This window comes from Actinocorallia herbida, assembly GCF_003751225.1.
GTDB lineage: Bacteria > Actinomycetota > Actinomycetes > Streptosporangiales > Streptosporangiaceae > Actinocorallia > Actinocorallia herbida.
On the sequence record NZ_RJKE01000001.1, the window covers coordinates 9,485,436 to 9,503,206 of the forward strand.

At 71.4% G+C, this 17,771-nt stretch carries 12 protein-coding genes and 1 tRNA gene; 7 read left to right on the forward strand and 6 right to left on the reverse strand.

Annotated features, from left to right (window positions below):
• Positions 1–17 precede the first annotated feature (17 nt).
• Together EDD29_RS43255 and EDD29_RS43260 are read right to left on the reverse strand one after the other, a co-directional pair.
• Positions 18–1,091, reverse strand: a complete 1,074-nt coding sequence (locus EDD29_RS43255) for a hypothetical protein (RefSeq protein ID WP_123669913.1) — start codon at positions 1,089–1,091, stop codon at positions 18–20.
• A gap of 205 nt (positions 1,092–1,296) precedes the next feature.
• A tRNA-Leu gene (locus tag EDD29_RS43260) sits at positions 1,297–1,384 on the reverse strand.
• Between the two features lie 205 nt (positions 1,385–1,589).
• Between EDD29_RS43260 and EDD29_RS43265 the strand changes: the two genes are divergently transcribed.
• On the forward strand, positions 1,590–2,882 hold the full coding sequence (locus EDD29_RS43265; RefSeq protein WP_123669914.1) for a M20/M25/M40 family metallo-hydrolase: 1,293 nt from the start codon (positions 1,590–1,592) through the stop codon (positions 2,880–2,882).
• 720 nt (positions 2,883–3,602) lie between these two features.
• Positions 3,603–4,163, forward strand: a complete 561-nt coding sequence (locus EDD29_RS43270; protein WP_123669915.1) for a hypothetical protein — start codon at positions 3,603–3,605, stop codon at positions 4,161–4,163.
• A gap of 99 nt (positions 4,164–4,262) precedes the next feature.
• On the opposite strand, the gene EDD29_RS43275 is transcribed toward EDD29_RS43270, so the two are convergent.
• Complete coding sequence (locus EDD29_RS43275) at positions 4,263–4,460, reverse strand: DUF5703 family protein (RefSeq protein WP_123669916.1); 198 nt, start codon at positions 4,458–4,460, stop codon at positions 4,263–4,265.
• A 231-nt stretch (positions 4,461–4,691) separates the two neighbouring features.
• On the opposite strand from EDD29_RS43275, the gene topA reads away from it, so the two are divergent.
• The 4 genes from topA (at position 4,692) to EDD29_RS43295 (ending at position 12,431) form a co-directional block, all read left to right on the forward strand.
• Complete coding sequence (gene topA / locus EDD29_RS43280; protein ID WP_246053324.1) at positions 4,692–7,406, forward strand: type I DNA topoisomerase; 2,715 nt, start codon at positions 4,692–4,694, stop codon at positions 7,404–7,406.
• 28 nt (positions 7,407–7,434) lie between these two features.
• Positions 7,435–9,435: a dTMP kinase gene (gene tmk / locus EDD29_RS43285; protein ID WP_123669918.1), complete on the forward strand. Its 2,001-nt coding sequence runs from the start codon at positions 7,435–7,437 to the stop codon at positions 9,433–9,435.
• A gap of 85 nt (positions 9,436–9,520) precedes the next feature.
• Entirely contained in the window at positions 9,521–10,672 is a 1,152-nt protein-coding gene (locus EDD29_RS43290; protein WP_123671056.1) for a DNA polymerase III subunit delta', read from the forward strand.
• Between the two features lie 85 nt (positions 10,673–10,757).
• Positions 10,758–12,431, forward strand: coding sequence for a S8 family peptidase (locus EDD29_RS43295; RefSeq protein ID WP_123669919.1), 1,674 nt, complete (start codon positions 10,758–10,760; stop codon positions 12,429–12,431).
• Between the two features lie 304 nt (positions 12,432–12,735).
• Here EDD29_RS43295 and EDD29_RS43300 read toward each other — a convergent pair whose 3' ends face one another.
• Positions 12,736–13,359, reverse strand: coding sequence for a hypothetical protein (locus EDD29_RS43300; RefSeq protein ID WP_123669920.1), 624 nt, complete (start codon positions 13,357–13,359; stop codon positions 12,736–12,738).
• 92 nt (positions 13,360–13,451) lie between these two features.
• Entirely contained in the window at positions 13,452–14,351 is a 900-nt protein-coding gene (locus EDD29_RS43305) for a LysR family transcriptional regulator (protein ID WP_123669921.1), read from the reverse strand.
• Between the two features lie 60 nt (positions 14,352–14,411).
• On the opposite strand from EDD29_RS43305, the gene EDD29_RS43310 reads away from it, so the two are divergent.
• Positions 14,412–15,674: an alpha/beta fold hydrolase gene (locus tag EDD29_RS43310; RefSeq protein WP_123669922.1), complete on the forward strand. Its 1,263-nt coding sequence runs from the start codon at positions 14,412–14,414 to the stop codon at positions 15,672–15,674.
• A gap of 314 nt (positions 15,675–15,988) precedes the next feature.
• Here EDD29_RS43310 and EDD29_RS43315 read toward each other — a convergent pair whose 3' ends face one another.
• Positions 15,989–17,626, reverse strand: coding sequence for an ABC-F family ATP-binding cassette domain-containing protein (locus EDD29_RS43315; RefSeq protein ID WP_123669923.1), 1,638 nt, complete (start codon positions 17,624–17,626; stop codon positions 15,989–15,991).
• Positions 17,627–17,771: the final 145 nt, after the last annotated feature.

Consider the following 17,771-nt stretch of genomic DNA (forward strand, 5'->3'; position numbering starts at 1 on the left):
ATCCCTCGCCGTCCGCCCTACTTGGCGAGCTTCCAGGCCATCGCCTTCCTGAAGTTGGAGCCGTAGGCGATGACGCCTCCGCCGGGGCCGACGGTCAGGTCGTAGGAGAGCCACTTGCGCGGGAGGTCGAAGCCGTAGGAGACGAGCTTGCCGGCCTTGGTGTAGTGCTGCGCGACGTCGGTGTGGGGCTTGTCCCGGACGGCCCAGAACCCGCCCTTGCCGTCGGGGGTCAGGGACGCGACGGAGTCCGCGCCCGTCCGGTACAGGACGCTCCACTTCTTGCCGTTCCAGCGGACGACGGAGAAGCGCTGGCCGCCGTTCTTTCGCCGGACGGAGACGCTCATCACGACGGTGTCCGGGGACAGCGCGACCAGGTCCTCGGCGTCGACGCCGTCACAGGGGTCGGTCTTCGTGCAGCCGAGGAGGGCGCGGGACGGGGCCTTCACCGTCGTCCACGTGCGTCCGTCGAAGTGGCCCGGCCTGATCCCGGGGCGGGTGACGGCCCAGATGGTGCCGTTGGGCAGGGTGGAGGCCGCGATGCGCCGCTTGGCGGCGGTGGTGCTGGTCCAGGTGCCGCGGTCGTAGCGCCAGACGGTGGTGACCTTGTTCGTCGCCACGAAGAACCGGACGGAGCCGTCGCGCAGGACGGCGAGGCCGTCCGGCGCGTGGTCGAACCGCGGGATCCGCTTGACGATCTCCCAGGTCCGCCCGTCGAAGTGCAGGACGAGGTTGTCCGAGGTCGTCGTGTTCTCGCTCCCCACGCCGACCATCCACAGGTCGGCGGCGCCGCCCGCGATCCCGTTCACGAAGCCGACGCCCTCGGGGAGCACGACCTCGTTCCACTTCGTCCCGTCCCAGTGCCGTCCGAGCACCCGGGGAACGCGGTCTTCGTACACGGTCACGAACATCCACACGTCGTCCGGCCCGAGCGCCTTGGTCAGCGTCACCTGGTCGTCGCCGGCGAAGTCCGACGGCAGGAACCGCGTGAACGTGTGCTTCGGCTCGGGCCCCTGCGCCGTCGCCGGATTCCCGGACGCCAGCAGGGCCCCGGCGGCGACCGCCGACATCCCGATCATCAGAGTCTTGTTCACTTGTTCGACCTCCAGGCACACGGCGGGGGCGGGAGCACCGACAGCGCCGCGCGACGCCCCACCCCGCACACAGCGATGCCACGCCATTCGAGTGCCATCCGGACGCTTCGGTTCGAACAGCCCGCAATCCGGCCCCACCCGACCCCCAGCGTCCCCGCCAAGGCGTTCCGGACATGAAAAAAGACCCCGCGAACAGGGTCTTCTTTGGTGTCCGAGGGGGGACTTGAACCCCCACGCCCCGTAAAGGGCACTAGCACCTCAAGCTAGCGCGTCTGCCATTCCGCCACCCGGACGAGTGTCTCCGCGCTGGTAAGCGCGGCGGCGAGAAGAACCATACCACTGGGGCGGGGTGGGCGCGATTCGGATCTTTACGGGGCTTCGGAGGGGGTGGATCGGGGGGTTTCGGGTGGGGTGGATGAGGGGTTGAGCGGGGGTGGACGGTGGGGGTGGGGGCGCTGGGAGGATGGGGGGAGGTGCCAGTCGGGAGGGTGGGAAGCCATGGAGGACGAGGTCGTCGAGCTTTGCCGGGAGCTGATCCGGATCGACACGTCCAATACGGGGGAGGTGGACGGGCCCGGGGAGCGGGTGGCGGCGGAGTACGTCGCGGAGAAGCTCGAAGGGGTCGGGATCAAGACGACGGTGCTGGAGTCCGCCAAGCGGCGGACGAGTGTGGTGGCGCGGATCGAGGGGACCGAGCCGAGCAGGGACGCGCTGCTGCTGCACGGGCATCTCGACGTGGTGCCGGCGCAGGCGTCGGACTGGACGCACCACCCGTTCTCGGGTGAGATCGCCGACGGGTGCGTGTGGGGGCGCGGGGCCGTCGACATGAAGGACATGGACGCGATGATCCTCGCGTCGGTGCTGGACCGGGCGCGGACGGGGCGGCGGCCCAAGCGGGACATCGTCCTGGCGTTCCTCGCCGACGAGGAGGCCGGCGGGAAGTACGGCGCGCACTTCCTCGTGGACGAGCACCCGAACCTGTTCGAGGGCTGCACCGAGGCCGTCGGCGAGGTCGGCGGGTTCAGCCTGTCGGTGCCGGGGGACCGGCGCCTGTACTTGATCGAGACCGCCGAGAAGGGCCTCGCCTGGATGCGGTTGAAGGCCGTCGGGACGGCCGGGCACGGGTCGATGATCCACGATGACAACGCGGTGACGGAGCTGGCGAAGGCCGTCGCGCGGATCGGGCAGTACCAGTTCCCGCTCCAGCTGACGCCGACCGTCCGGCGGTTCCTGGAGGCCGCGTGCGAGGCGTACGGGGTGGACTTCGACCCGAAGGACCCCGAGGCGTCACTGCCGCATCTGGGGACGCTCGCGCGGATGATCGGCGCGACGCTCCGTAGCACCCTCAACCCGACCCGCCTGGACGCCGGGTACAAGACGAACGTCATTCCGCAGCACGCCGAGGCGCAGATCGACGGACGGTTTCTGCCCGGTTATGAGCGGGAGTTCTTCGAGACGGTCGACGCGCTGCTCGGCGACAAGGTCGAGCGCGAATTCGTGCATTACGACATCGCCGTCGAAACGGAATATGAGGGAAATCTCGTCGGGGCGATGGAGGAGGCCCTGACGTGGGCGGACCCGGGGGCGATCCCCGTGCCGTACTGCCTCAGTGCGGGCACGGACGCCAAGTCGTTCGCCACCCTCGGAATGCGCTGCTACGGGTTCGCGCCCCTGCGCCTTCCGGCTGATCTGGATTTTTCCGGAATGTTCCATGGCATCGACGAGCGCGTTCCCGTCGACGGCCTCCAGTTCGGCGTGCGCGTTCTCGACCGCTTCCTGGACAACGCATAACTTTTATGTTTTCTATGGCTCTCGATGGGTAGTGCGTGGTGCTAGCGTTACCGTCCGTAGGGGAGAGGTCACCCCTTCCCTACGGGCGGAGCTCGTGTGTCCGGACGGCGGGGGCGGCCCGGACGCACGGCCCGCGATCCGATCCGTGATCTTCCCGGGAGCCCCATGCGTACGCGGACCCAGCGCGTCAGCCGAGTTTTCCTGACCGTCTGCGCCCTGGCGCTCGGTACGGGCGCCTTCCAGCACCCCTCGGCCGTCTCCGCCCAGACCCCCGGGCGAGACGGGTCCCCCGGAACCTCGGCCGCCGCCCCGGCCTCTCCTGGCACGAGCCAGGGCGGCGCCGAGGATTCGCTTCTCCCGGTCTCCCTCACCGGCCTGTGCGGGGAGCCTTGCGAGGTCCGTCATCCGGGTGCCTCTGTCGCTCCCGTGGTGCCGACCCCTCACCCGGTGCCTGAGGCCGACTGCCGGGCCGCCCACTGCGTCGGCGGCCCTGCGCCGTCGCCTTGCGCGGTACCGGGCCACCACCGCTCCGGATCGCGCGCCGAGTGCCCGCCCGCCCCGAGCCCGGCGCAGACCCCTTGCGCCCAGCCTTCGGGCCGCGCCACGCCCTGCCACCACCCGGAACCCCAGGCCGGAGCGACACCCGAAGGCGACGCCCAGACCACCGAGCCCCGGGATTGCACCAAGTCGCCCGGGAAGTGTCCTCCCGCTGCCCCTCCCGTGCTCGAGGTCTGCGGCAATGCCGTCGCGGTCCTCGGCACCGTGTCCGGCACCTGCACCGGCGGCCCCGGCGCCGCCTCCCCCGTGAGCCTCTGCGGCAACGCCATCGCCGTCCTGGGCACCGCGGTCGCAGGCTGCTCCACCGCACCGGCCGGGGAAGGGCAAGGCGTCGCCATCTGCGGCAACGCGATCACCGTCCTGGGCACCGCCGCCGCGAGTTGCTCCCCGGGGGCTCAGCAGGGCACCACCCTCTGCGGCAACGCGGTGGCCGTCCTGGGCACCGCCACCGCGGCCTGCCGCGAACCGGTGGCCCGGCCGATCGCGGAAACCCCGGCCCCGGCCGTCCGTCAGGTCTCCTGGTCCGCTCCCGCGGCGGCCGGTATCGAGCCCTGGAAGCCGAAGCCCGAACGTCCGCGGCTCTATGGCAGGCACAGCGGCTGGACCCCGGCCAGGCCCTCTTCCGCGGGCTCGGCCCCCGGCGCGCCGGAACGCGGCGCCTGGGTCATCTCGCCGATCGGCGGGGCCCTGCCGATTCCGGGCGGCCCGGTGGGCGGCCGCTGAGCGACTCCCCGGTGAGAACGCTTCGTCCGTCCCGGGAGCGCGGCCCGGGGCGGACGGAGCCCCCGGGTAAATTGTCGGTCTTTGTGGCTTTGCCGATACTCAAGCCGGCTGGTGCAGGGTGCTGCGCGCCCGAATGATCTTCTTGCGGAGCTGGATCCTGCGTCTTCCGTCACGATGGACGCGCACGGTGTGGAGTTCCCAGCCGCCGTATTCCGCGTGCTCGGTCATGACCTGCCGGGCGGCCTCACGCGTGGTCCCTCGCGGCAGATTCAGAATGAGATAGGTGTACTCCACCATCACCTGCCAGCATGCCAGACGGGAGCGGCGAGATGAACCCTTCGGGAAGAGCCTGGTCTCTCATGACGTTGAGGCGTGTCATCCTGTCGAGGGTTTATCGTCGCGTGGTGGGCGGGAACCCCGCTCGGCAGGGGACGGGCGTCATCGGGGGTACCGTCGGGATGAAGGCGCCATGAGTGACGTCAAGTCGGAAACGAAGCGTTCGACGCGATACGGATAGGTCGGAGAGCTGTGCCAGCCAGTAACGGCAGCAGGTCGGGAGTCACCCGTCTGGTGATCGTCGAGTCGCCCGCGAAGGCGAAGAAGATCGCGGGCTACCTCGGCAATGGCTATGTGGTCGAGTCCAGCATCGGTCACATCCGGGATCTCCCCGAGAACGCGGCCGAGGTGCCGGCGAAGTACAAGGCCGAGCCCTGGGGTCGGCTCGGGGTGAACGTCGACCACGAGTTCGAGCCGGTCTACATCGTCAACGCCGACAAGCGGCAGCAGGTCGCCAAGCTGAAGAAGCTGCTCAGCGAGGCCGACGAGCTCTTCCTGGCGACGGACGAGGACCGGGAGGGCGAGGCGATCGCCTGGCACCTCCAGGAGGTGCTCAAGCCCAAGGTGCCGGTGCACCGGATGGTCTTCAACGAGATCACCCCCGACGCGATCCGCGCCGCCGCGGCCAACACCCGCGACCTCAACCTGCAGCTCGTCGACGCCCAGGAGACCCGCCGCATCCTCGACCGCCTGTACGGCTACGAGGTCAGCCCGGTCCTGTGGAAGAAGGTCATGCCGAAGCTGTCGGCGGGTCGGGTCCAGTCCGTCGCCACGCGGCTCGTGGTCGAGCGGGAGCGCGAGCGGATCGCGTTCGTCCCGGCGGACTACTGGGACATCAGCGCGGATCTCGGTACCGGACGGGACGAAGAGCCCAACCGCTTCACGGCCAAGCTCGTCTCCATCGACGGCACCCGCGTCGCCCAGGGCAGGGACTTCACTTCCCTCGGCAAGGTCAAGGGCAACGCCCGGCAGCTCGACGAGGTGTTCGCCAGGGCACTCGCCGGGCGCCTGGAAGGCCGCCCGTTCAAGGTCACCTCCGTCGAGCAGAAGCCGTACACGCGCAAGCCGTACGCGCCGTTCCGGACCACGACCATGCAGCAGGAGGCGAGCCGCAAGCTGGGCTTCTCGCCCAAGTACGCGATGCAGATCGCCCAGCGGCTGTACGAGAACGGCTTCATCACCTACATGCGTACGGACAGCATCACGCTGTCCCAGACCGCGATCACCGCCGCGCGCTCCCAGGCGAGCGCCCTGTACGGCCCGCAGTACGTGCCGGACAAGCCGCGTGTCTACACCGCGAAGGTCAAGAACGCGCAGGAGGCGCACGAGGCGATCCGCCCTGCGGGCGAGACCTTCCAGACGCCCGCCGAGACGCGGCTGACCGGTGACCAGTTCCGGCTCTACGAGCTGATCTGGAAGCGCACGATCGCGTCCCAGATGAAGGACGCGGCGGGCCAGTCGGTCTCGGTGCGGATCCTCGGCGAGTCCTCGACGGGCGAGGCCGCCGAATTCGGCGCGTCGGGCCGGACGATCACGTTCCACGGCTTCCTCAAGGCCTACGTCGAAGGCGCGGACGACCCGGAGTCGGGCACCGACGACCAGGAGTCGCGCCTGCCCGTCCTCACCGAGGGCGACGTGCTCGACCCGCACACGCTGGAGGCCGAGGGCCACTCGACCCGGGCGCCCGCCCGGTACACCGAGGCGTCGCTGATCAAGGAGCTGGAGGACCGGGAGATCGGCCGGCCCTCGACCTACTCCTCGATCATCGGCACGATTCTCGACCGCGGCTACGTGTTCAAGAAGGGCACGGCGCTGGTCCCGGCGTTCCTGGCGTTCGCCGTCGTCCAGCTGCTGGAGAAGCACTTCGGCAACCTCGTGGACTACGACTTCACCGCGCAGATGGAGGAGTCGCTCGACTCGATCGCGCGCGGCGAGGCCGAGCGGGTGCCGTGGCTCGACCGGTTCTACCACGGTGAGCACGGGCTCAAGGAGCTGGTCAGCGACCTCGGCGACATCGACGCCAAGGAGATCTCGTCCTTCCCGGTGAAGGACGATCCCGGCACGATGATCCGGGTAGGCAGGTACGGGCCTTACCTCGACCGTGACGGCGTCCGTGTCAACATCCCCGAGGAACTCGCCCCCGACGAGCTGGACAAGGCCAAGGCCGACGAGCTCTACGCGCAGCCGAGCGGCGACAGGTCGCTGGGCCGCGACCCGGAGACGGGGTTCGAGGTCGTCGCGAAGTCCGGGCGGTTCGGTCCCTATGTGACCGAGATCCTGCCTGAGGAGCTGACGACGACGGCGTCGGGCCGCAAGAAGGCGGGCGCGCCCAAGCCGCGCACGGGCTCGCTGTTCAAGGACATGTCCCTGGACACGATCACCCTGGAGCAGGCGCTCCAGCTCATGTCGCTGCCCCGGGTCGTCGGCGATCTGGACGGCGAGCAGGTCACCGCGCAGAACGGCAGGTTCGGCCCGTACCTGAAGAAGGGCACGGACTCCCGGTCGCTGACGAGCGAGGACCAGATCTTCACCGTCACGATCGACGAGGCCAAGGCGCTTTACGCGCAGCCCAAGCAGCGGGGCCGCAGGGCCGCCGCGCCGCCGCTGCGCGAGCTGGGCGACGACCCGGTCTCCAAGCAGCCGGTGACGGTCAAGGAGGGCCGCTTCGGCCCGTACGTCACCGACGGCGAGACCAACGCGTCGCTCCGTAAGGGCGACGAGGTCGAGGCGATCACCATCGAGCGGGCCGCGGAACTGCTCGCGGAACGCCGCGAGAAGGTCGCCGCCGCCGGGCCCAAGCCTGCCCGGAAGCGGACGCCCGCCGCGGCGAAGACCACGGCGAAGACCGGGACGAAGACGACGGCCAAGGCGAAGTCCACTACCACGAGGGCCAAGTCGCAGGCATAGGGACACCGGCGCCGATACCCTGCCTGGCATGAACAATCCAGGCGTGTTGTCGATCAAGCCGTTCCGCCGGCTGTGGATCGCGGTCTCGCTGTCCAGCCTGGGGGACTGGCTGAGCCTCCTGGCTCTCACCGCTGCCGCGCACGCGCTGACCGGCTCCTATGCCGCGCAGGCGTACGCGGTCGGCGGCGTGCTGGCCGCGAAGCTGCTGCCGGTCCTGCTGTTCGGTCCCGTCGCGGGCGCGCTCGCCGACCGGCTCGACCGCCGTGCGGTCATGCTCGCCACGGACGTCGTAAGGTTCGCCCTTCTCCTGTCGGTCCCCTTCGTGGGTCGCCTTGAGTGGCTGTTCGCCGCGGCGTTCCTCACCGAGATGGCTTCGCTGCTGCGCAGGCCCGCCGACGACGCGACGGTTCCCGCCCTCGTGCCTCCGCGGCTGTATCCGCAGGCCAAGAGCCTCGCCGTATGGACTGTCTACGGGGCGGCCCCTGTGGCGGGCGTACTGTTCGCCGTCACGGCGCTGCTGGCCGACCTCTTCCTCCCCGGGCCGGATCTGGCCCTGTACGTCTCCGCAGGGGTCTTCCTCGTGGGGGCCGTCGTGGCGTTCACCCTGAAGACCGGCGCTTCCCGGTACCCCGTCTCGGTGCCGTCCCTTCCGGGGCGGATCCTCGACGGCTGGAAGTACGCCGGAGGCACCCCGCTCGTCCGCGGCCTCGTGGTCGGGCTCGCCGGGGCGTCCCTGGCGGGCGGCCTCCTGATCGGCGTGCTGCGGCCGGCCGCCGACGCGCTGGGCGCCGGGGACGCCGGGTACGGGATGCTCTTCGCCGCGGTCTTCCTCGGCCTGGCGTCCGGCATGTTCCTCGGCCCGCGCATCCTGCGCGACCTGAGCCGCCGCCGGATCTTCGGCCTCGCCGTGCTGGCGACCGCGTTCGTCCTCGTGCCCGCCGCGCTGATCCAGGAACTCGTCGCGGTGTTCGTGCTGGCCGGGCTCGTCGGGTTCGGCGCGGGCGTCGCGGGCGCCACGGCCGAGGCGGTCGCCCTCGCGGAGATCCGGGACGATCTGCGCGAACGCACCTCCTCCTACCTGCGCTCGCTGATCCGGGTCGTCCTCACCGTGAGCGCGGTGCTCGCGCCCGCGGCGTCCGGCGCCCTCGGACAGCACACCCTCGCCCTCGGCGACCTCACCTACCACGTCCAGGGCACCGCGGAGGTGCTGCTCATCGGCGCCGTCGTCACGCTGCTCGCCGGGCTCGGCGCCTTCCGCCTCACCGACGACCGGCGCGGCATCCCGCTGAAGGCCGATCTCTATGGTGCGCTTCAGGGCGTGGCCTACGTACCGCCCACCCCGGGCAAGAAGAGGGAGCGCGGCCTGTTCATCGCCTTCGAGGGCGGTGAGGGCGCGGGCAAGACCACCCAGTCGCGGCTGCTCGCCATCTGGCTGCGCGACCACGGGTTCGACGTGGTGACGACCCGGGAGCCGGGCGCGACCAAGGTCGGAATGCGCCTTCGCGCGATCCTGCTGGACCGCGAGACCACCGCGCTGTCCGACCGGGCCGAGTCCCTGCTGTACGCCGCGGACCGGGCCCAGCACGTCGACGCGGTGATCCGGCCCGCGCTGCAGAACGGTGCGGTGGTCATCACCGACCGGTACGTCGACTCGTCCCTGGCCTACCAGGCGTACGGGCGGGAGCAGGCCGTCGAGGAGATCCGGGACGTCAACGCCTGGGCGACCGGCGACCTCGTCCCGCACCTGACCGTGCTGCTCGACGTGCCCCCGTCGGTCGGCCTCAACCGGTTCGCCTCGCCCGCCGACCGGATCGAGTCCGAGCCGCACGAGTTCCACGAGCGGGTGCGCCGCGGGTTCCGCGCCCTCGCCGACGCCGAACCCGACCGCTACCTCGTCGTCGACGCCTCCCAGGACCAGGACGAGATCACCCGGCAGATCCGGGCCCGCGTCCGCGCGATCCTCCCCGACCCGATCCCGGCCTCGACCGAGGACATCACCTCGACCTTCCCGGCGATCAAGGACGCGTGAGCCGAGGGGCCCGGCCGCCGTCCGGGCCCCCGACGGGTTCGGCGACCCGCCCCGGAGCGCCCGCGAGGTGCAATAGCCTGGCGTGGTGACGGTGTTCGACGAACTGGTGGGGCAGGGTCCGGTCGCCGCGCAGCTCCAGACGGCGGTCGAGGCTGCGCGCGAGGGCGCGGGCGGGATGACCCACGCCTGGCTGTTCACCGGGCCGCCCGGCTCGGGCCGCGAGGCCGCGGCCACCGCGTTCGCCGCGGGCCTCCAGTGCACCGCCGAGCCCGCCGGCTGCGGCTACTGCGCGGGCTGCCACCAGGTGCTCGCGGGCACCCATGCCGACCTGGAGGTCGTCCGGCCGCAGGGGCTCTCCTACTCCGTCCGTGAGACCCGCGAACTCGTGCTGCGGGCCGCCGCCAGGCCGAGCGGCGGGCGCTGGCAGATCGTGCTGTTCGAGGACGCCGACCGGGCCACGGAGGCCGCCGCCAACGCCCTGCTCAAGGCGATCGAGGAACCCCCGCCCAGGACGGTGTGGCTGCTGTGCGCCCCCTCCCCGGACGACCTCGTCATGACGATCCGATCCCGCTGCCGTCTGGTGACCCTGCGCACCCCGTCGGCCGAAGCCGTCACCGCGCTGCTGGTCCAGCGCGACGGGATCGACCCCGACCTCGCCCAGGTCTGCGCCCAGGCCGCCCAGGGCGACATCGCCCGCGCCAGGCAGCTCGCCGCCGACGCCTCGGCCCGCGGCCGCCGCGGCGATGTGCTCGCGGTGCCCGCCCGGATCACCGCGGTCGGCGCCGCCGTCATGGCCGCCGAGGCTCTGGTGAAGACCGCGGAGGAAGAGGCCAAGGCGATCACCGAGGACCTCAACGAGTCCGAGACCTCCGCGATGCGCCAGGCGCTCGGCGAATCCGCCAAGGGGCGGATGCCGCGCGGCACCGCGGGCGCGATGAAGGAGCTGGAGGACCGGCAGAAGTCGCGGGCGACCCGGTTGAAGCGCGACGCGCTCGACCGCGCGCTGCTCGACCTCGCCTCCTTCTACCGGGACGTCCTGGCGCTCCAGTTCGGCGCGACCATCCCGCTCGTCAACGGCGACCGCGGCCGCGAACTCGATCAGCAGGCCCGGCGAATGCCCCCGGAAGGCACCCTCCGACGCCTGGACTCGATCATGGAATGCCGGGAGAGGCTCGCCGCCAACGTCAATCCTTTGCTCGCCGTGGAGGCGATGATGATGGAGCTGCGCACCGGCTGACCTGTCCGATTCCTCTGCCAGGAACCGGTTTGGGAAGATGATCGGTAGCGTTCCGGGGAGAAGCTCGTTTACCCCGGGAGGTGCGATGCGGCGCGTGCTCACCGCCACGACCGCGGTGGCCGCCGTCACCGCCTGCCTGATCGTCCGGCCCGCCTACGCGGGACCGGCCATCCCCGGGGAGCGGGAGTTCCTCGTCCTGTACGCCGACGACACGTCGGCCGGCACGGCCCGCGCGGCGGTACGCGCCGCGGGCGGGACCGTGCTGGAGGAGAACACCCAGATCGGCTACGCCACGGTCCGGACCGCGGACACCGGGTTCGTCCCGGCGGTCCTGCGCGCCGAGGCGCTGGCGGGCGTGGCGCCCAACCGGCCGGTCGCCGCCGTGCCGAAGGACAACGAGGCCGCGGACGCAGGCGACCTCGCCGCCGCGGCCGCACCGGAGCCGAGCGCGACGGGCTCGAAGGGCCTCGGCAAGCCCGTCGCGGAACGGCAGTGGGACATGCGGCAGATCCAGACCGCGGAAGCCCATGCCGTGACGAAGGGCGACAAACGCGTCCTGGTCGGGGTGATGGACACCGGCATCGACGCCTCCCACCCCGACATCGCGCCCAACTTCGACCGGGCGCTCAGCCGGAACTTCACCACCGACATCCCCGAGGACGCCAACGGGGTCACGATCGACGGGCCCTGCGCGACCGAGCCGGACAAGGACTGCGTGGACCCCGCCGACATCGACGAGAACGAGCACGGCACCCACATCGCGTCCACGATCGCCGCCCCCGACGACGGCGTCGGGATCACCGGCGTCGCCCCGAACGTCACCCTCGTGAACCTGCGGACCGGGCAGGACTCCGGCCAGTTCTTCCTCAAGCCCACCCTCGACGCGCTCGTCTACGCCGCGGACAACGGCATCGACGTCGTCAACATGTCCTACTATCTCGACCCTTGGGCGTGGAACTGCCCGAACGACCCGACCGCCACCCTGGAGCAGCAGGCCCAGCAGCGGACCGTCATCCGGGCCGTGAACCGCGCCCTGCGCTACGCCCACGACAAGGGCGTCACGCTGATCGCGGCGGCCGGGAACGACCAGGTCGACTACACCAAGGTGCTCACCGACTCGACGAGCCCGAACTTCGCCTCGGTCCGGGGCGAGGAGCCCACGACGCGCCGGATCCCGCCCTCGTGCGTGTCCCAGCCGTCCGAGGGCCAGCACGTCATCCCCGTCTCCGCGACCGGGATCAGCGGGCGCAAGGCCTACTATTCGAGCTTCGGCCTCGGCTACATCAAGCTCGCGGCGCCCGGCGGCGACAAGGTCGACACGCCCGACGGCAAGGTCGACGACGAGATCGGAATCTGGGCCGCCTACCCCGAGAACGTCGGCAAGGCGGCGGGCACGATCCGCCGCGACGGCACCCCTGCCGTCCCGTACGTGGTCAAACAGGACAACGCCTACTACGCGTCCCTGCAAGGCACCTCGATGGCCGCCCCGCACGTCGCGGGTGTGGCGGCCCTGATCGTCAGCCGCTTCGGCGCCGAGGACCCCGTGCACGGCGGCCTCACCCTCGACCCGGACGACGTCGAGAAGCGCCTCCTGGCGAGCGCGGTCCCGCAACCCTGCCCGGACCCCGCCACCTACACCTACACGTGGAACCTCGGCGGCACGACCACCGACAGCACCACCCAGACCTGCGAAGGCACCAAAGCCGACAACGGCTTCTTCGGCAGGGGCCTGACGAACGCCCGTGACGCCGTGTCTTAGGCCGGCTTCGCCGCGGCGGTGATCGGGCGCTGGGGATCCCGGCGCCCGATCACACCGGTGTGGTTCCTCGTCGAGGCCCGTGGCCGAGGGCCGGGCTGGAACCCCTCTAAGGGACTCCTCAGAGGGTCTGGCCCCGAGCCTGAGATGAAGCGCTCATGGGCGGCTCCGCAGGGGATGGGGCGTGCCGTGGGCTGAGCGGAAGCGCTTTCGGGGTTCTGGGACCTTGAGCATGGGCGGGCCAGGTCACGGGGGAAGGGTCCCTGGCCCGCCTCGGGCTCCCGCCGTGCGGGCGGCGGGAGGGTCTTCACCGCTCCAGGTCGGCGCGCATGGCGGCGAAGGTGGCGGCGGCGGTCTGGAGGTCGCTGTCGGGGAAGAGGGCCACGCCGGCGGTGGTGGCGTCGGCCCAGCCGCAGACGACCTGGCCGGTCTCGGCGAGGGAGGCCAGGAAGCACTCCAGTGATCCGCCGAGCGGGCCGGGCGGGAAGGGCTCCGCGGAGGCTCCCTCGGTCCAGCCGATCCGGTCGAGGAGGCCGCGCCACAGGTGCTCGCGGCGCTGCGAGGTGTCCTCGGGCACGTGGTCGACGGCCACGACCAGCACCGCGTTCTCCACGGAGCCGCCCGGCGTGACGAACTCGGCGGCCACGAGGTTCATGCCGGGGGTCATCTCGCCCGGATCGATGGGGATGTCCGACAGCTGGCCCTGGCCCTGCACCCGGTTCAGCCCGCCCGCCTTGGCGGGCAGCACGACCCGCCGCTCCGCGGGCTGCGAAGGCGACCCCGCGGTGCCCGAGGTCGGCCGGCCGGTGGATCCCGACTTCCGCGTCGCCTCCGGGCGGCTCGTCTTCGTCCCCGCGGGCTGGACGCTCGCCGTGCACCCCGTGAGCAGTCCCGCGCCGAGCAGGATCGCGAGGCCCCGTCCCATGTTCATGATCGACTCACTCCCTCTTCCTGAAGAGAGCATCGCCGCCGGGACCACCGGGCGCCCAGGGGTCCCCGTCCCGTCCGCCTTGGGACTTCTGGTCAGGCCCGCCGGGACGCCTCTTCATGGGCGGCCACGGCCATCGCCACGAACTCCCCGGAACGGTGCGCGATCGGGCCGTCCGTCCGCCAGGCCACGACGTGCCGCAGCCGCAGCGGCGCGCCCTTCAGCGGCCGGATCACCACCCCGGGCGTCGCGACGGCGGTCGCCTGGCAGAGCGTGACCGCCCCGTGGTCGGCGACAAGGGTCCGCGTCATGGGCTGCTCGGTCATCATGTGCCGGACGCGCGGGGTGAATCCGCTCTCCTCGCACGTCGTGTAGACGTACTCGTGCCAGCCGACCCCGTCGGACGGGGTGAGCACCCAGTCCTCGTCGGCGAGGTCGGCGAGGCCGATCTCGGCGGCCTCGGCCAGCGGGTGCGCGGCGGGCACCAGCGCGTGGATCGGCTCGATCGCGATCGGCCTGACCTCCACCGACGACGGCACGGGCGGCTCGTACCCCGGGTAGTCGACGAGCGCTGCGGCGTCCAGGCGCTTGGCGGCCAGGAGGTCGAGCAGCAGCCGCGGCGAGTACTCGGTGTGCACGGTGATCGAGGCGTCGGGCTCGGCGAACAGCCGGCGGACGAGCCCGGTGAGCAGCGGCGTCGCATAGCCGCCGATGCGCAGGGTCGCCCGGTTCTCCGGCGAGGACGCGCCGGTGATCAGCTCCTCGACGGTGAGCAGCACCGATCTGGCGCGGGTCAGCACGAACTGGCCGAACGGCGTCGGGAGCACCCCGAACCTGCCGCGCTGGAACAACTGGCCGCCCAACGACTCCTCGATCCGGTGCAGCTGCGCCGTCAGCGCGGGCTGCGAGACCCCGACGGAAGTGGCGGCGCGGCTGAGGCTCCCGGCGTCAGCGATCGCGCAGAGGGTGCGCAGATGCCTGAGCTCTAGCTGCATGACCTGCCCTCCTCCATTAACCTGAAAAATATACACATAAAGGACAGGTACCTAGAGGCGATGACAGAGCACGATCAGCGGGTGATCCACCGCCACTCGGGATATGTACTGATAGATCATCTCCTTGAGGTGCCCCTCGACCACGCGGCGCCCGCGGGCGAGCGGATCGCGCTCTTCGCCCGCGAGATCGTCGCCGAGTCCCGCGAGAACGACGGGCTGCCCTGGCTCCTCTACCTCCAGGGAGGCCCCGGCCACCGTGCGCCCCGCGGCCTGCCCGTCTGGGTGGAGGCCGCCGCGCAGGACTACCGCGTCGTCCTCCTCGACCAGCGCGGCACCGGCCGCAGCACCCCGCTCACCCGCCAGACCCTCGCCGGCCGCCCCGACGCGGCGGCCCGGCTGCGCCTGTTCCGCGCCGACTCGATCGTCAAGGACGCCGAGCTGCTGCGCGCCCGCCTCACCGGCGGACGCCCCTGGAGCGTCCTCGGGCAGAGTTTCGGCGGGTTCTGCGCCACCACCTACCTCTCCTTCGCGCCCGAGGGCCTGAGTGAGGTCTTCATCACAGGCGGCCTCCCGTCCCTCACCGCGACGGCCGACGACGTCTACCGGGCCGCCTACCCCCGGGTCCTCGCCCACAACGAAGGCTTCTTCGCCCGCTACCCGGGCGATGAGGAGATCGCCCTGCGCGTCGCGGACATCCTGCGCACGGACGATGTCCGCCTTCCGTCCGGAGAGCGCCTGACCGTCCGCCGCTTCCAGACCGCCGGTCTCGGCTTCGGCACCAAGGCCGAGTTCGACGATCTCCACTACCTCCTGGAGGAGGCCTTCGCGGCCCCGTCCCTCCTCTCCGAGGTCTTCCTACGCCGCCTGGAAGCCAAGCTCTCCTTTGCCGAGCACCCCCTGTACGCCCTCCTCCACGAGGCCATCTACGCCCAGGGGACCGCCACCGACTGGGCCGCCGACCGCGTCCGCGCCGACTTCCCCGAGTTCGACGGCTCCGCCCCCTTCCGCTTCACCGGCGAGATGATCTACCCCTGGCTCTTCGCCGAAGACGCCTCCCTGGCCCCCCTCCGCGACGCCGCCCACTCCCTGGCCGCCTTCACCGACTGGCCGGCCCTCTACGACCCCGCCGCCCTGGCCCGCAACACCGTCCCGGTGGCCGCCGCCATCTACGCCGACGACATGTACGTCGATCGGGACATGTCCCTCACCACCGCCTCCGCCATCAAGGGCCTCACCCCCTGGGTCACCCCCGACCACGCCCACGACGGCCTCCGCGAATCCCCCAAGGTCCTCACCCACCTGAAATCCCTCCTCCACCCCTGACCACGATCAGCGGCGGAGGAGACGTCTTCTGAGGGCGCGGGTCGACGATCTGGAGGTCGAGCAGGTCATGGATCGCCCGGTACCCGGCCCCGTCGGTCTCGTCCGCGCTGAAGCGCATCCGTTCGTTGCGGACCTTGGCGACGGCGCGCAGCAGCTCGACGACCTGCCCGCGGTCGGCGTTCCAGCCGAGCTTCCGTCGGCGTTCATCCGATTCCGGCAGGAAGGGGGTGACCGCGCAGCGTCAGCTGTTCGGTGGAGGTGATCCGCGGCCTGCGGGAGGTCCGCCGCAACTCCTGGACGTGGCCCCGGCACGGTCAGAGTTCGGTGATCTTGCCTGCTTCGACGTGGAGGGTGCGGGTGGTTTCGACCGCGGTGAGCATGCGGCGGTCGTGGGTGACGAGGAGGAGGGTGCCGGGGTAGGTGGAGAGGGCGGATTCGAGTTGTTCGATCGCCTGGAGGTCCAGGTGGTTGGTGGGTTCGTCGAGGACGAGGAGATTGACGCCGCGGGCTTGGAGGAGGGCCAGGGCGGCTCGGGTGCGTTCGCCGGGGGAGAGGGTGGCCGAGGGGCGGGTGACGTGGTCGGCCTTGAGGGCGAACTTGGCGAGGAGGGTGCGGGCGTCGGCCGGGGAGAGGTCGGGGACGTGGGCGCGGAAGGCGTCGAGCAGAGGGGCACCGGTCTCGAAGAGGCGACGGGCCTGGTCGACCTCGCCCACGACGACGCCGGGGCCCAGCGACGCGGAGCCCTCGTCCGGGGTGAGCCGGCCCAGGAGGACGGCCAGGAGGGTGGATTTGCCCGCGCCGTTCGGGCCGGTGATGGCGACCCGCTCGGCCCAGCCGATCTCCAGCGTGACCGGGCCGAGGGTGAAGCCGCCGCGGCGCACGACCGCGTCGCGGGCGGTCGCGGTGACGGCGCCGGAGCGCGGGGCCGCCGCGATCTCCATGCGCAGCTCCCACTCCTTGCGCGGCTCGGCGACCTCGTCCAGCCGCTCGATCGCGCGCTCGGTCTGCCGCGCCTTGGCGGCCTGCTTCTCGCTGGTCTCCGCGCGGTGCCGCTTGCCGATCTTGTCGTTGTCGGGGGCCTTGCGGCGGGCGTTGCGCACGCCCTTGTCCATCCAGTTGCGCTGCTGGACCGCGCGGTCCTTGAGCGAGCCGAGCTTGTCGGCGTACTCCTCGTAGTCGGCGCGGGCGTGCCGCCGCGCGATCTCCCGCTCGGCGAGGTAGGCCTCGTAGCCGCCGCCGTAGACGTTGATCTGCTGCTGGTGCAGATCGAGTTCGACGACGCGGTCGACGGTCCTGGCGAGGAACTCCCGGTCGTGGCTGACCAGGACGGTGGCCGCGCGCAGGCCCGTCACGAACTTCTCCAGCCGCTCCAGGCCGTCGAGATCGAGGTCGTTGGTGGGCTCGTCGAGCAGGAAGACGTCGTAGCGGCTGAGGAGAAGGCTCGCCAGACCCGCGCGGGCGGCCTGCCCACCGGACAGCGAGGTCATCTCCTGGTCGAGGCCGACCGACAGGCCGAGGTCCGCGGCGACCTCCTCGGCGCGCTCGTCGAGATCGGCGCCCCCGAGCGCCAGCCAGCGCTCCAAGGCCGCCGCGTACTCTTCGTCGGCCCCCGGCTCACCCGCGCTGAACCGCTCGGTGGCGGCGTCGAACGCGGCCTGCGCCTCGGCGACTCCGGTACGCCGCGCGAGGAAGCCCCGCACGCTCTCGCCCGCCCTGCGCTCGGGCTCCTGTGGCAGATAACCGACCGTGGCATGCGCCGGATTGACCCGCACCGAGCCCTCCTCCGCGGGCAGCTCCCCCGCGAGCGTGCGCAGCAGAGTGCTCTTGCCGGCCCCGTTCACCCCGACGAGTCCGACGACCTCCCCGGGCGCCACCACAAGATCCATCCCCGAGAACAGCGCCCGGTCCCCATGCCCCGCCGCCAGCCCCTTCACCACGATCGTCGCGCTCATGCCCGGAACGCTACCCGCCCCCCGAACATCCCGCCCACACCCCTGTGGACAACCCCGCCCCCCAGCCGTCCGGCCCACAACCGACGAGCGGGTCATGCGGGACCCGAACCCACGACCAACGCAACAGGCGTCTCCGCCTTCCCCC